Genomic DNA, 13631 nt, shown 5'->3' on the forward strand with positions numbered 1-13631 from the left:
ATACAAAATTTGTTTTTTAGGCCCAAAGGCTTCTTGTTTATTAGTTAGTCTGCTAATCCATACGGATCGCTAAAAAATTGAAATTTAAAATAATATTACCAATACATCTTACCATATTTTTCTTACTTCATCTATTTGAACATGAAAAATTTCGCTTTTCTCTTCTCTATCCTCTCTTTTAATTCTTCATACTCTTGTAGTAATTCCTTTGTTCGAGCATCTCTTTTCTCTTTCGGATCACCAAATTCTACAACTTGGTACTTTGGTTTAAACGGAAAGATTTTTCCCATTTCGTACACCCCTTCTTAATTTCCATCATTAAAATAATTAGAAACAATGTCTGCTAAAAGTTCTTCCATCGTTATATTTTTTTCATCAGAAGCTTGTTTCACTTTCTTCTTGAGAGAAGAGGGTACCGCAAAAGTTAATATCTCATGATCACTATCAATATATATACCTTTACGAGATGGAGTAATACTTCCCTCTTTAAGGTGAAGATTTAAGAGGTCAACGATTTTTTCGTTAAGCAAATTGTCTGGAAATACATATGGCTTTATTTCTAAAGTTAATATAGACTCTTCTAATCCTAATTTCATATTTTTTGGCCCCAGGTGACTATAACAAATTTCAATAAAATCATAGAGAGGGTAGTCAATCTTGTCCTGATAAGAAAATGCGAATGTAGCATATCCCTTTTTAGATACATAACCATGGTCCACAATAAGTGTTTGTGGTAAGTAACCGTTACCCTCTATTTCATTTATTGTTATCCTTAAACCTGATTTAGTTACCAGCACAGGTTCATAATCTTCTATTAAAATCCTTGCCTCCATACCATCCTGGTTAGCAAAGCGTTGAAACCATGCAGTTTCTAAATCCTTATCATAAAACTCCTTTTTTTCTGCACGCTTTTTACCTAGATACTTTTTAGAGAAACGATCAAATTCTTCTTTACTTATGAAATTAAGTTCTCTTCCTTTATATATGTGTTTTTCTGCTTTTAATAATCCTTTAGCTACATATTGAGAAATAGTGACAGTATGTAAATTTAATATCTTTGCGACATCACCAGTTGTATAACCTGGCTTTTCTAATTCTTTCTTAAGACGAAGTAGATCTGCTTCATAAAAGTATTTTCTATTATCTATATGCCAACTCGCCTCATTCGAAGGAGTAAGTTTGCCTTCCTTAACATATTTATGAATTGTTGTTACCTTAACATTTAACAGTTCAGCCGCTTCCTTCGTAGACAGCTCTTTACTGTACTGTTTATCATCCATTTAGTTCACCCTTAATAATCATATTTGGGTATATTATATCATTTGAAGACCGTTTTTATAAACACGCTAATAAAATAGGTAACTTTTATAAAATAAGCACTTAACTTTATATTACATCATGAATCTTCGGTTTCTCTTTTTTTGATTGCCTCATTAATAAGGGTAGCTGCATTCGTACAATATTCCTTCACCAGTGATTCTAATTCTTCCTTTGTTGGATTTGGTAAGGCTTCACTAACGGCTGTAAACTGTTTGACTTGAGATTTACCTCCTCCTAACATAAGACTTACCTCCACTACATTAGAATAGAAAAATCTATTTACCTCGACACGATAACCATCTTTAAACTCATGTAGAAAATAAACTGTCTTCCTCACTCTTACCTTTTTTCTAAACCCAATTTCTCTTTCTTCTTTTTTAAAGGCTGTTTTCGCATAGATTGTTGCTATTTTGACCATCTTTATAAGAGGTGATAAAATACTCTTTCAGGAGGCGGTTTTTCTATGATGAAAGATATCTATGCCCATTTTTCGGATTTAACTAAAGATGAGCAAATTCAACTTTTTAACCTTTTAAAAGAAGATTTCATAGATAATAATGATGCAGATATGAAAGATGCGTTTACAATAATTAGAGAAACCCGTTTTAAAGAGGGCTTAGGTTGCATTCATTGTGGAAGTGTGAAAGTTAAGCGTAATGGGAAGTACAGAGATAGACAAAGGTATCTCTGTCGTGACTGCGGGAAGTCCTTCAATGACCTCTCTAATACACCGATTTCTGGGACACGATATCTTGGTAAGTGGGCTAAATACTTTCAAATGATGGTAGAAGGATACACTCTACCGAAAATCGCAAAGAGGTTAAAAATCCATATCTCTACTGCATTTTACTGGAGGCATAAAATCCTTTTCGCCCTGCGTTCAATTGGATATCAAATGTTGAAAGGGATTATCGAAAGCGACGAAACCTTTTTTAAAGAGTCTCTAAAGGGGAGGAGAACTTTGGACAGGGAACCTAAGAAACGTGGAGGTAGAGATAAAAAGAGAGGTATTAGTAATCTTAAAATTGCTGTTGTGGTCGCTCAGGACCGAAGTGGGCAGGTCATTGCTCAGAAGGCTGGAACTGGTCGAGTAAGAGCTGAAGAAATTGACGCGGTTATTGGAAGTTATATTGACCCGTCTTCTTTGTTGTGCACAGATACAGCTACCAACTACAAAAAATTCGCTCTTATCAAGTCACTAAAACACGAACCCATCAATCTGAGCAAAGAGGGATATGTCAAAAAAGGCATCTACCACTTGCAGAACGTGAACAACTACCATAAACGATTAAAGGGGTGGATGGATAGATTTCAAGGAGTGGCTACAAAATATTTGGATAATTACCTTTATTGGTTCAGCTTCCTTCAACAAAGCAAGAAGTTGGCTGAAAAAGAACAGATAAACCAAATGCTCCTCAGTTCTTGTCAAAACTCAAATAATATAACTGTGAATTTCTTACGAGAGATATAGAAAAGCCATTCTGTTAAGGAACGGCTTTAATTGTTATTCATTTAAGGAATTCTGAGACAACATTTTTCTAATTATTCTTATTTGACCTCTATGGTTAATTTCATCTTCAAATACGTGAAACCAAATAAAATAGTTGTTAGATTGGTGGTTATCCCATATTCTGTTTTCGTACAACCAAACATCATCTAGATTAGCGAATTCTTTAAAAGTTCTATTTCTAACTTCTTCTAGTTTGGCTATATAAAACTCTAAGGGATGTCCTTTGATATGTGTCCTGCCTTTATCTCCAAGACTGTATGGTGCACCCCATTCTTCCATTTCTTGTCCGTTCGGTTTCCGACCATCAAAAATCTCTATTTGAAACCCCTTTTCAACAGCAGCCATATGCAATAAAAGGGCACCGATACTATTACTATCCTTGCTCGGTAAATAGTCTAATTCGGCAGTCGTTAAGCCATTTACGGCTTCTAAAGTCGTTTTTCTAGCATAGTTCATTTGCGAGACAAGATGACCTATTTGGGAGCTAAATCCATCTAATTTTTCAATCTTAAATTCCATAGAACTTGCACCTCATTTACTCGGATAGAAATCTGGATATCTTTTATAACAATAATACCATAAAAAGTAAATTTTATCCTTGTCTTTATTGAAAGCAACAATTCTTACGAAAAGAGCCTTTTTAAAATAGTATTTTTCCTCCATGGAATTTTTTCTCCTTCTAGAGTAAATCTAATTTTTGTTAGTAAATCAATTTAACATCATTTAAACAAACGTAAAAATTAACTATAAATTTAACTATAAAATCATAATTAATTTTATCATAAACTTCCAAATGTGGTAAACACATAACTTATAAGTATTATTTATTAATAAAACTAACTTATATGATACTGTTAAGAGTTCCCAACTTTTTTTACTCTTATAAGGAGGTGTATAGAATGAATGATCTTGTTAGAGTAATCGGAGAAAGAATAAAATACTTCCGCTTAAATAAAGGGTATACGCAAGAAAAACTAGCTGAAATCGCCAACATTCATTCCGCTTATATTGGTGGTGTGGAAAGAGCAGAGAGAAATATTTCTCTTGGAACATTAAATAAAATAACGCAAGCATTAGAAATAGAAGCTAAAGATTTATTTAAACCAATTAGTGAAACGGAACAAATTATTAATAAGGACGTTTTGTTAACAACACATATGAACCTTTTAAGTTCAAGATCCCAGGAAGAGCTTATACTAATCCATGAATTAGTAAGTAATTTAGTATCTATATTGGATAAAAATCAAACTAATGAAGATTAAACAGTAAAATTAGTGTATAGAGGGGATTGTTTATGAAAGACCCAGGAATGTTAGGTTAAAGAGAACATACTCCTGTTCAAATGGGAGATTCAGGTGAAGGTATACAAATTAGATTTTGGTTTTAAGATAAATAAGATTCAGGTAAAATTGGTGTGAAAACTAGAAAATATCCAGGGGAATAGATGTAAGGATTTAGCAATTAATCCTCAATGGTGGTTGAATTTTGCTTTAAACAGATTTATATATCCACTTACTATTGGTATGGTTCATTTTTTATTCGAGTGGAATAATTTAATTTAGCATGCATATATGTGTATTTTTCTACTCTACTTTAAAATAAATTATTTTCGGCAGATTTTCACAATATCATCGTGCTCTTTACGTTTTCATAACAAAAAGGGATAAATCACTAGTGTGATTTATCCCTTTTTGTTATTTCTTTACATAATTACCATATATCCAACCAAAGCTTTTACCATCTTTGATTTTATACCAGTTGTTCTTTTTCTCGACTACTTCTACTACTTTATTTTTAGCCAAATGCTTATAAGTCTTTGCTTTTCCACTGTCACTTGTATGAACAGCGGCTTTATCTTTTGTTACTTTCATCTTGTATAGTGTATTTTGCGTTAGGTTAGTGGATACATATTGATTCCAAACCCAGCCATAACTTGATCCGTCTTTGATCTTATACCAAGTACCTTTTTTCTCTACTACTTCCACAATATTATTTTTGTACAAATGCTTGTATGTTTTAGATTTTCCACTATTACTTGTATGTATAGCGGCTTTATCCTTTACAATTCTTAAATCGTACAATGATTGTGGTGTTAGATTAGTGGATACATATTGGTTCCAGATCCAACCATAACCTGTTCCATCTTTAATTTTATACCAAGTACCTTTTTTCTCTACAACCTCTACAATATTGTTTGTATAAAGGTGTTTATACGTTTTGGATTTACCACTATTACTCGTATGAACAGCAGCTTTTTCCTTAGTTACTCTTAGTTCATAAAGTACTTTTGATGGTACTTCTGGTGTTAAGTCAGTGGATACATATTGATTCCAAATCCAACCATACGTTGAACCATCTTTAATTTTATACCAAGTACCTTTTTGCTCTACTACTTCTACAATGTCATTCAGGTTCAAATGCTTGTACGTTTTAGAACTGCCACTATTACTTGTATGAACAGCTGCACTATCCTTTGTCACTCTTAAGTTATAAAGAACTGTTGGTACTTCTGGTGTTAAATCAGTTGATACGTACTGGTTCCAAATCCAACCATACGTTGAACCATCTTTAATTTTATACCAAGTACCTTTTTGCTCTACCACTTCTACAATGTCATTCAAGTTCAAATGCTTGTACGTTTTAGAACTTCCACTATTGCTTGTATGAACAGCTGCATTGTCCTTTGTAACTCTTAAGCTATAAAGAACTGTTGGTACTTCTGGCGTCAAATCCTTTGAAACATATTGATTCCAAATCCAACCATAAGTTGAACCATCTTTGATTTTATACCAAGTACCTTTTTGTTCTACCACTTCTACAATGTTATTTAACTTCAAATGCTTGTAGGTTTTAGAACTACCACTGTTGCTTGTATGAACAGCAGCATTATCCTTAGTTACCCTAATTTTAAAAAGTGTCGGTAGATCTGTATCAGATCCCTCTTCATCTTTACTACTATCTTTAATGTAGACAGTTAAGTCTGCTTCCACATGATTATCATCCATTACAGCCATTGTAAATACTTGTCCATTTTTTGTAACAGTATCATGAATTAACCCGAATAGATTATAAGTTTTAGAATCTGGAGCATAATATCCAAAAACTTGGTCATTACAAGCCCCCGATGCAGATGCTGGATTTGCTTGTGTATTTTTAGCAGCATCAATTGTCATAGTACATTGTGCTTTTTCTAACTCAGCCGCTTTAATCCCGATTGGTATTATTGTTAGAAAACTTAAAATAACTACCAATAGTATAGTAAGATGTTTTTTCATTATTGAATTTCCTCTCTTTTCCCCTTTATTAATAACTATGTATGTATATATATGTATATTTTACTATTCCATCTAATAATTTTAAATACGAAATAGTAATAAAAACACAGGACTTTTTAACTATTTGTGTAAAAGTCATTTTATTTGCAATAAATAATATCGCTCAATATCCAGTGTACATCCTCTTAAAATACTCACCTCTCATTCTTTTTTGAACGCAAAAAAGCCTTTGAGTTAACACCTCTTTAAATACAAACGTAAATAAGAGTATGTTAGCCCAAAGGCTGCTGAGTTTATTAGTTGAGACTGCTAATCTAAGTAGATTGCAAGAAAAAGTAAAATATAAAATATATACAATATTATTTTACTTCAATAGCTAAGTATTTTCAAATAGAAATTTTGAATAATTCATCTAAAACCCTCTTATAAAGTATAATATATGTAACTAGTTATACTATTATCAGTGAAAGGATTATCAAATGACTATCTTAGATAAAGAAAAAATACAGGTAATTAATCTTCAAAACAACCCAAGTCTTAATAGTGAGCAAATTTATATCCCATCTAAACAAAGTGCCAACGTTTTGTTTAGATTTATGAACAAATTAGAATTCCTAGAAGATATTATTTTAAAAAAGGCAATAATTCCAAGATACTACGAAGAGAAACTAGATTATTTACAACTTGATAGCCTAGAAAAAATCGCAATTCCCATGAGTTGTTTTTGTGATATCCATTTAAATAAACTTGCTCCTCACATGGAAAATTACGGATTATACGGGATAGGATTGAGTAAAGAATGGGGAATTAAAAGAGGAATTCAACCGATACATTACGTTAATCAACATTCTAATTTACTATCAGATTTCAAAGAAGTTATTAATAAAACTCTTTCTGCACAAACGGAAGAAGAAAGAAGTACCTATACAGTTTATAACAATCTAATTTTACATCAATTATTTTATATGAAACCAATCGAAGGAGAAATGAGATATTCAGTTCAGAACAAAAGTAAGTACGAAAAAAGAAATTTCCACGATGAAAAAGAATGGAGATTTATACCTAATATAAATGGAATAGATACAGATCTTCCCCTGGTTATTAGTCAAGACCATTTAAATCCCAAAAGTTATAATACTTATTCAGATGGATTACGCCATAAGCCGGAGTTGTGGCTGGATTTTGAATATGATGCCATTAAATATATTATAGTGAATGATCAAGCAGATAGAAGTGAATTGATTTCATACATTGTCCATAACTGTAAAATAAGCGAAATAGAAAAGTACACCCTAATTTCAAAGATTTTAGTTTTTAATGAATTAAAAGAGGATTGGTGATTATGTTTACAAATTTTGAAAAAGCATTTTTTAAGCAAAATGAAATAGATCAAAAAATCCCTGCCGAAGTAATGCAATCTTTAAATGAAAAATTACCAGAGGGGTTTGTTTATACAGACTTAGGAGAAGGAGCTGCCGGACTCTTACCTAATACCGGAGGCGACTTCCAGCTTTCAGGTTTTAGTGTTCAATTGCCAGCTGATCTCCCTGATGATTTAAAACCATCAACTTTCTTTGAATTAATAGAATATATGTATAGAACGCAAACAAAAATTAAACTTATATCTAAAAATAATATTATAAAAATTAACAATAAAGAATTTGATATAGATGAATTACTAAAGCTCCCTTTTTCTGATTTGGAAGTAAGAGATTCTGAATTCTATATGGTGCCTAAACCATTTCAAAATCCCTTCAAAGTTATCCTAGAAAGTGATGAAGTTAAGCGGGAGTTTTTAATGAAAAGACAACCATATCCACACATGCATAAAAGTCTATTCAAAAGTATTGATAATAGTGTATTAGAAATTTCTTATTTAATCGATGAAATAAATAATCAAATTAAATTTAACTTTACATTAGATATTGATAAAACGAAGGACATCAAACAGTTGATAGAAGCATTAAAAATATATAAAGCTTGTATGAATGGACACATAAAAATAAATAAACAACCACTACCTCAAGCAACAGATAGTAAAACTGAATTAACTTCAATCGATGAAAATATTAATTTCTGGGTAAAGGTTTTGAAACTCCAAAGCTTATTAGGGGTAAATTTTATACCTACGTCAGAAATAAAACACAACGATGTTTTATTAGTCGAGGAACTTTATCGCTCCTTATATGAAAACAAGCCATTTAAGGAATATATTAAATTAAATGATTTAACCCTTAATGGAGTACGTGGAGTTAACCCTAAGGAATTAATAGATCAAAGCTTATCATTCCAATTTATAAGGAATAGCAAAAAAGAATTATTTGGTTGTGAAATCGAGCTTTTCAGCTTGATTGGCTACTTCGATTTTAAAGTTATTGGTGTTAATATATTAGATAATGATAAATACATGTTAGAAACTGAACCTACACCAACAAAAAAAACCTTTCAGACAACCATACACTTTATCAATGAAATAAATGCTAAAAGGTACCAAGAAGAAAAGGATATGGATGTTTTTCAAAACGCAGAAGAAATAATTTTATAAGTTACTGGACAGCAGATTACCTGCTGTCTTTTTATTTTTATATAAATATATTATTTTTTACGTTATTATTAACATTATAATTAAATATAAAAGTTATAATAGTTTATATATAATAGACAAATAAACTGTTTTTCTATATATCCCTAGATTATTATAATTTATCTAATTAACTTTAAAGATATTATAAATGTATTAACTTTATATTTAAATAACAAAAATTTATTAAATATTTATTAACTTAAAATAAATAAAATAAAAAACTATGCCTTTTATTCAAATTTTAAAAAAGAGGATAAACTTATGAACAATTACCCTACTAATCACAAAATTACAAACAATAGTATAATTAACTTCGAAAATTTCAATAATACAAAAGAATTAACAACCTTTATGTTAAACGAAAAATTATATACAAGATTATTAGTAGAGACAGATTTTTTAGATAATCCCAATGCCCTCCAATTTAGCGATCTAGAAATGATATATCTATTTGTACATAATAAAAAAGACATGAATGAAAAAAAGAACAGAATGACGAACACTAAGCAAGAGTACTTAAGAGATCTTTTAATTATTTATAAACAACTTTTAGAAAACCTAACTACTTTCCAAATTAAATTAAGCTATCAAGTATTGGGCCATGCTCCTTCCTTATTTCAATCGTTAACTCATAGCAATTTAAGAAAGTATCAAGAATGGTTGTTAACAGCTCCTTTAGGAAAAGGCGGAAAGCCTTATGCAGCTGCAACATTAAACCGAAAAATGATTATCCTTAAAAGTTTTTTATCTTACCTATATATAAATGAATATATAAAAATCCCCTTACATGAAAAGATGTTAAGCAGCAACGTGAGGGATGCAGATATTCCAAATAGAGACCTTAGCTCAAATGAGGTTCTTCAATTACTTGACTACTTTAAAGGACACCCAATTCTTCATTGTTTTATTGCCGTCCTTTCTACAACAGGCTTAAGGATTCGAGAATTGTGTAGTAGCCGGATTTCAGATATTACTTATCAAGATGGTGATTACTGGTTGAATGTAATGGGGAAAGGAAGGAAACAACGAGAGGTTCTATTGCACCCTAATATAATAGAAGAAATTAGATTGTTTAGGATAAGAAGAAGATTAGAATTCAAACTAGATACTACCGATGATTCTCCTATTTTTACAACTGCTACCGGAAACCCTTATAACTATAAATACTTGTCTAACTACTTAACGAAGCATATTAATAAGGCCGACATTACATTTATCAAAATACGCAGAACACCAATAACGCCTCACTTCCTGCGTCATGCTTATGCAATAATAAGTGCGGAGAACGGAGCAACATTAGAATCAATAAGTCCTAGTTTGGGCCACTCAAGCTATCGAACAACAGCTCGTTATTTAGAAAAACGACTATCACGTAAAAACAGTGCTTCTCATACATGGAAGAATTCAAATATAATTAATAGTCTCTGACAAGGGATTAGACTTAGAACAATTAAATAGATGGAATTTATTTAATTTATTAAAAAATATAAACATAAAAGGGATTGCTTCTTTAGCAAACCCTTTTATGTTTATATTCCCTTCCTTTTAAAACTTACCAGATCAAAGAAACAGCTTATTTTGTCTGCTGTGTGTAAATCACCGGACCAATGTTGAAAGGCTTTATTTTCTTGTAGAGAATTCTCAAGTATACCTACAAACCTCACAGTATTACCTGATTCTAACTCACCACAAGCCTCAAAATCCTCTTTAATCTTTTCAATGCTAGAGTTATTAAGATACCTTAACCAAGTTCTTAATATACCAGCTACTATGTCAGAGAGCTGTGTAAATTTATTTTCATGTGAATGTAAAAATTTATAGTTATTAAGCGGTATATCATTTATTAACATTGATACACTATTAATCTTTTCTTCAATAGTTGCCTCTTCATCAAAATAGTGATATGAGTTTTTAAATATTATTATTCTAGTTAAATATATGTCTTCAAAAGAGGATATTAATTCTAGATTTTTATTATTTTCCAACAATTGAAGACCATCATTTCTGGCAGATTTTAAGGATTGACGAAAGTACTCCATTAAAAAATCCTCTTGCCAATCCTCAAATTCTTTATCAGAAAGCCAATTCAAAATACTTTCAACAAAACCATTAACATCCGTAATGTTTGGATAGTTATAGTATCTTAAAATAGAAATAAAGTTCTCCTGATCGATTTTGATATATTTATATAATATAGTTTTCAGCTGTGTAAGCATCTCTCTAGGTAATAAGTAAACTTCCCCTAAGGTATCAATTAAATCCACTAGGCCATAATACAAATTATCTCTATATGAATAATGTATCCAAATCTTATTGTCTTCTATCCATTTTAGAACTAATCCTATCTTTTTTGCTTTCATAGTTGAATAAAAATCTTTAGCCCCATTTGAAGCTTGCTTAAATTTTATTTCTTTCATGTTTTTCTGAGTTATTAACTGAGCAAATAACTGTTCTACTTTTTCATTAGATATGTGATTTTCACTTCTATGTACTATTCCACCAAGAATGAAAAAATCATTTTCATTTACATTAAAACCTTCATTTGTAATTTTAAATTTCTTAGGATTATTTGTCTCATCATAAAAAAAGGAATAATTAATATCTACATTTTTCAAATCATTCATCTGAATAGCTCTTTCTCTTTGTAAAGAGACGTCCAAAATAGTCATCATTAAATATTACCCTTCTATTTACATATTGAAGACTTCCGATTTGTGCATGTTAATCTTAATTCCACCTATATCGCTTCAATTCACCATAATCAGATTTTCAAATTAATTACTTTATGCACTCAATAACTCATATAATGATACTAATCTGAACCAATTATATTGATAATCAAAAAAGACATAATTATAAACATCATCGTTAAACTTACTTCGGTATACAATACCAGTTATACCTTTACTTTTTGCACATTGGGCTATAAAGTTTGGGACAAGATAATCTAAGCCAGAGGAGCTTTCCAAGCTATAAGTGCAAAACTCAACAAGTGGATGCTTTTTATTAGTTAAATCAATCATTTTTACTGGCTCGATTAACTCCCATTCAATTACATCAACCGTTGTATCTTTATCTTTTACACACTCTCTAATAGCAATCTCTTTATTATCACAAGTATATAATTCTCCTTGCCCTACAACATTATATCTACCTTGTTTCGATAATCCGAAAGGTGCCGAAAACATTTCTGGTTGTGTATATGGGATTGGTCGCTTCTTTTTATCTCTTGGTCTTGCCCTAAATAATTTTATATTCTTCTCTAAACTAATAGTTTTTACAGTGTCTAGTTGCTCTATAATTCTGCGACCTACCTCGTGTTCTCCTCCAAGCATTGGATAATCTGCCAAATGCAAATAAAACGAAACAGCTTCATTTTTAGAAATACTCTCTAAAAGATCCGTAGCCCCAACGGTACTTACAAATGATTTGACAGGTATTTCTTCTTTACCACTGCTTTTTACAATAATAGTATTAAACTTATTGTTCTCAATATTTGATTTAATAGAATAATCATCTGGTGAAATACCTTTAAAAATTTTATTAGCAGATTTATTATCTACATTAGAATAAAATTGATTTAATGTTTGTATCGGAACAACAAGATTCTTAGAAAATTTAACGGAGCTAATCTTATTAGATGTTGTGCTCAAAGCAGTTGAGATTCCAGTTATAGATTTACCTACAGAAGCAGTTTTCCAAGTATCTAAGATCTCTGTTATTGGTTTTCTTACAGAAGTTGCAGTCTTCCAGGCCTCTAAGACTTCCGTTATTGGTTTTCTTACAGAAGTTGCAGTCTTCCAAGCATCTAAGATTTCCGTCATTGGTTCACTTACAGAAGTTGCAGTTTTCCAAGCATCTAAGATATCCGTCGTAGGTTTACCTACAGAAGTTACAGTTTTCCAAGTATCCAAGATTTCTGTTATTGGTTTCCTTAAAGAGGTTGCAGTTTTCCAAGCATCCAAGATTTCCGTTGTAGGTTTACCTACAGAAACAGTTTTCCAAGCATCTGAGATTTCTGTTGATGTTTGGTTAATCAACATTGATTCAACTAATGATTCGGTCTTATCTTTGTTTTCATTGGTCATATATTAGCTCCTGATTTCGAATTAAATATACAAAGAGTATTATAAATTTTCATTTACATTATTAATATACCAGATTCTAGCAGAAAATCTAAATATAGATTAACCTTAAAACCAAAATAATTTTACATGATATTCTAAAAGGCAACCTTAAAAATCTAATCGTCCAATAGTTAATAAAGCTTACAAGATAAAAAGGTAGCAATTAAGCTCTAAACCTGCATATAATACTTATCGTATTAGCCTTCATTAAACGTTTAATAATAATCATATTTACATTTTAAACGTAAACATATAACAGCCAATTTTATGATTTATAATCCAGTTATTGGCCATATTTTAAAAGATGCTTCCCCTAATATATGCGAAATTGGAAGGGTTCCAAATACTCGACTATCCGTACTATGATCTCTATTATCACCCATAACAAAAATTTCACCATCTGGTATACTCATAGTTTCAAAATCCTCAGTTTCTTCCTTTAGAAAAGACTCCTTAACTATTCTTCCATTAACATATAAATGGTTATTTTTATATTCTAATATTTCACCGGGTAAACCTATAACACGTTTGATTAATACGGAATTATCCGGAAGGGTAAACATGATGATATCAAAACGTTTTGGTTCCCCTATTTTATAACTAACCTTATTCAACAGAACATAATCATGGTCATTTAAAGTTGGATACATGGACTCCCCATCTACCTTACCTAAGGAAAAGAAGTAAGATCTTATAACAAATAGACAGATACATGCGACAATAAATACAAGAAGTTTATTTCTAATATATTTCTTATTCATTAAACGGTACTCCTAATTAAGCTAGTGGTTTTTCAAAGTTATAAATGATATGTT

13 protein-coding genes are annotated in these 13631 nt (G+C 30.8%); 5 read left to right on the plus strand and 8 right to left on the minus strand.

The genetic code is table 11. The annotated features are described in order from the left end of the window. Positions 1-131: 131 nt before the first annotated feature. From EM808_RS28675 to EM808_RS28680, 3 genes are all read right to left on the minus strand, one after another. Positions 132-290, minus strand: coding sequence for a hypothetical protein (locus tag EM808_RS28675; RefSeq protein ID WP_164849718.1), 159 nt, complete (start codon positions 288-290; stop codon positions 132-134). Positions 291-305: 15 nt separating this feature from the next. After that, positions 306-1280, minus strand: a complete 975-nt coding sequence (locus EM808_RS19460; protein ID WP_127739869.1) for a helix-turn-helix domain-containing protein — start codon at positions 1278-1280, stop codon at positions 306-308. Between the two features lie 116 nt (positions 1281-1396). Continuing rightward, a complete protein-coding gene (locus EM808_RS28680) occupies positions 1397-1561 on the minus strand; it encodes a hypothetical protein (protein WP_164849719.1) in 165 nt (54 codons plus the stop codon). Positions 1562-1783: 222 nt separating this feature from the next. On the opposite strand from EM808_RS28680, the gene EM808_RS19465 reads away from it, so the two are divergent. Beyond that, a complete protein-coding gene (locus EM808_RS19465; protein ID WP_127739870.1) occupies positions 1784-2791 on the plus strand; it encodes an IS1595 family transposase in 1008 nt (335 codons plus the stop codon). A gap of 33 nt (positions 2792-2824) precedes the next feature. Here EM808_RS19465 and EM808_RS19470 read toward each other — a convergent pair whose 3' ends face one another. Then, positions 2825-3349: a DinB family protein gene (locus tag EM808_RS19470; RefSeq protein WP_127739871.1), complete on the minus strand. Its 525-nt coding sequence runs from the start codon at positions 3347-3349 to the stop codon at positions 2825-2827. 380 nt (positions 3350-3729) lie between these two features. On the opposite strand from EM808_RS19470, the gene EM808_RS19475 reads away from it, so the two are divergent. Further along, positions 3730-4092 (plus strand): helix-turn-helix domain-containing protein, encoded by a 363-nt coding sequence (locus EM808_RS19475; RefSeq protein ID WP_127739872.1) that lies wholly within the window; start codon positions 3730-3732, stop codon positions 4090-4092. A gap of 432 nt (positions 4093-4524) precedes the next feature. Here the strand turns inward: EM808_RS19475 and EM808_RS19480 are convergent, their stop codons facing one another. Beyond that, a complete protein-coding gene (locus tag EM808_RS19480) occupies positions 4525-6105 on the minus strand; it encodes an SH3 domain-containing protein (protein WP_127739873.1) in 1581 nt (526 codons plus the stop codon). 479 nt (positions 6106-6584) lie between these two features. Here EM808_RS19480 and EM808_RS19485 point away from each other — a divergent pair, with 479 nt between their 5' ends. The 3 genes from EM808_RS19485 to EM808_RS19495 all read left to right on the plus strand — a co-directional run bounded on the left by EM808_RS19485 (position 6585) and on the right by EM808_RS19495 (position 10117). Beyond that, a complete protein-coding gene (locus EM808_RS19485; protein WP_127739874.1) occupies positions 6585-7445 on the plus strand; it encodes an abortive infection system antitoxin AbiGi family protein in 861 nt (286 codons plus the stop codon). Positions 7446-7447: 2 nt separating this feature from the next. Further along, positions 7448-8650, plus strand: a complete 1203-nt coding sequence (locus EM808_RS19490; protein ID WP_127739875.1) for an abortive infection system toxin AbiGii family protein — start codon at positions 7448-7450, stop codon at positions 8648-8650. A gap of 300 nt (positions 8651-8950) precedes the next feature. After that, positions 8951-10117 carry a tyrosine-type recombinase/integrase gene (locus EM808_RS19495; RefSeq protein ID WP_127739876.1) on the plus strand — a complete coding sequence of 389 codons (1167 nt, stop codon included), beginning with the start codon at positions 8951-8953 and terminating at the stop codon, positions 10115-10117. A gap of 101 nt (positions 10118-10218) precedes the next feature. Here EM808_RS19495 and EM808_RS19500 read toward each other — a convergent pair whose 3' ends face one another. The 3 genes from EM808_RS19500 to lepB form a co-directional block, all read right to left on the minus strand. Next, positions 10219-11361 carry a DUF3800 domain-containing protein gene (locus EM808_RS19500; protein WP_127739877.1) on the minus strand — a complete coding sequence of 381 codons (1143 nt, stop codon included), beginning with the start codon at positions 11359-11361 and terminating at the stop codon, positions 10219-10221. A gap of 111 nt (positions 11362-11472) precedes the next feature. Beyond that, the gene (locus tag EM808_RS19505; RefSeq protein ID WP_127739878.1) at positions 11473-12777 is read right to left on the minus strand and encodes an RES family NAD+ phosphorylase; all 1305 of its coding nucleotides are present in this window, start codon (positions 12775-12777) and stop codon (positions 11473-11475) included. A gap of 311 nt (positions 12778-13088) precedes the next feature. After that, positions 13089-13577, minus strand: a complete 489-nt coding sequence (lepB, locus tag EM808_RS19510; protein ID WP_127739879.1) for a signal peptidase I — start codon at positions 13575-13577, stop codon at positions 13089-13091. Positions 13578-13631 lie beyond the last annotated feature (54 nt).

The organism is Niallia taxi (assembly GCF_004005475.1).
GTDB classification, from domain to species: Bacteria; Bacillota; Bacilli; order Bacillales; family Cytobacillaceae; genus Niallia; species Niallia taxi.

Bases quoted from the DNA above. Each gene is read 5' to 3' on its own strand.
- EM808_RS28675 (WP_164849718.1), bottom strand. From the start codon at position 290: ATGGGAAAAATCTTTCCGTTTAAACCAAAGTACCAAGTTGTAGAATTT.
- EM808_RS19460 (WP_127739869.1), bottom strand. From the start codon at position 1,280: ATGGATGATAAACAGTACAGTAAAGAGCTGTCTACGAAGGAAGCGGCT.
- EM808_RS28680 (WP_164849719.1), bottom strand. From the start codon at position 1,561: ATGTTAGGAGGAGGTAAATCTCAAGTCAAACAGTTTACAGCCGTTAGT.
- EM808_RS19465 (WP_127739870.1), top strand. From the start codon at position 1,784: ATGATGAAAGATATCTATGCCCATTTTTCGGATTTAACTAAAGATGAG.
- EM808_RS19470 (WP_127739871.1), bottom strand. From the start codon at position 3,349: ATGGAATTTAAGATTGAAAAATTAGATGGATTTAGCTCCCAAATAGGT.
- EM808_RS19475 (WP_127739872.1), top strand. From the start codon at position 3,730: ATGAATGATCTTGTTAGAGTAATCGGAGAAAGAATAAAATACTTCCGC.
- EM808_RS19480 (WP_127739873.1), bottom strand. From the start codon at position 6,105: ATGAAAAAACATCTTACTATACTATTGGTAGTTATTTTAAGTTTTCTA.
- EM808_RS19485 (WP_127739874.1), top strand. From the start codon at position 6,585: ATGACTATCTTAGATAAAGAAAAAATACAGGTAATTAATCTTCAAAAC.
- EM808_RS19490 (WP_127739875.1), top strand. From the start codon at position 7,448: ATGTTTACAAATTTTGAAAAAGCATTTTTTAAGCAAAATGAAATAGAT.
- EM808_RS19495 (WP_127739876.1), top strand. From the start codon at position 8,951: ATGAACAATTACCCTACTAATCACAAAATTACAAACAATAGTATAATT.
- EM808_RS19500 (WP_127739877.1), bottom strand. From the start codon at position 11,361: ATGATGACTATTTTGGACGTCTCTTTACAAAGAGAAAGAGCTATTCAG.
- EM808_RS19505 (WP_127739878.1), bottom strand. From the start codon at position 12,777: ATGACCAATGAAAACAAAGATAAGACCGAATCATTAGTTGAATCAATG.
- lepB (WP_127739879.1), bottom strand. From the start codon at position 13,577: ATGAATAAGAAATATATTAGAAATAAACTTCTTGTATTTATTGTCGCA.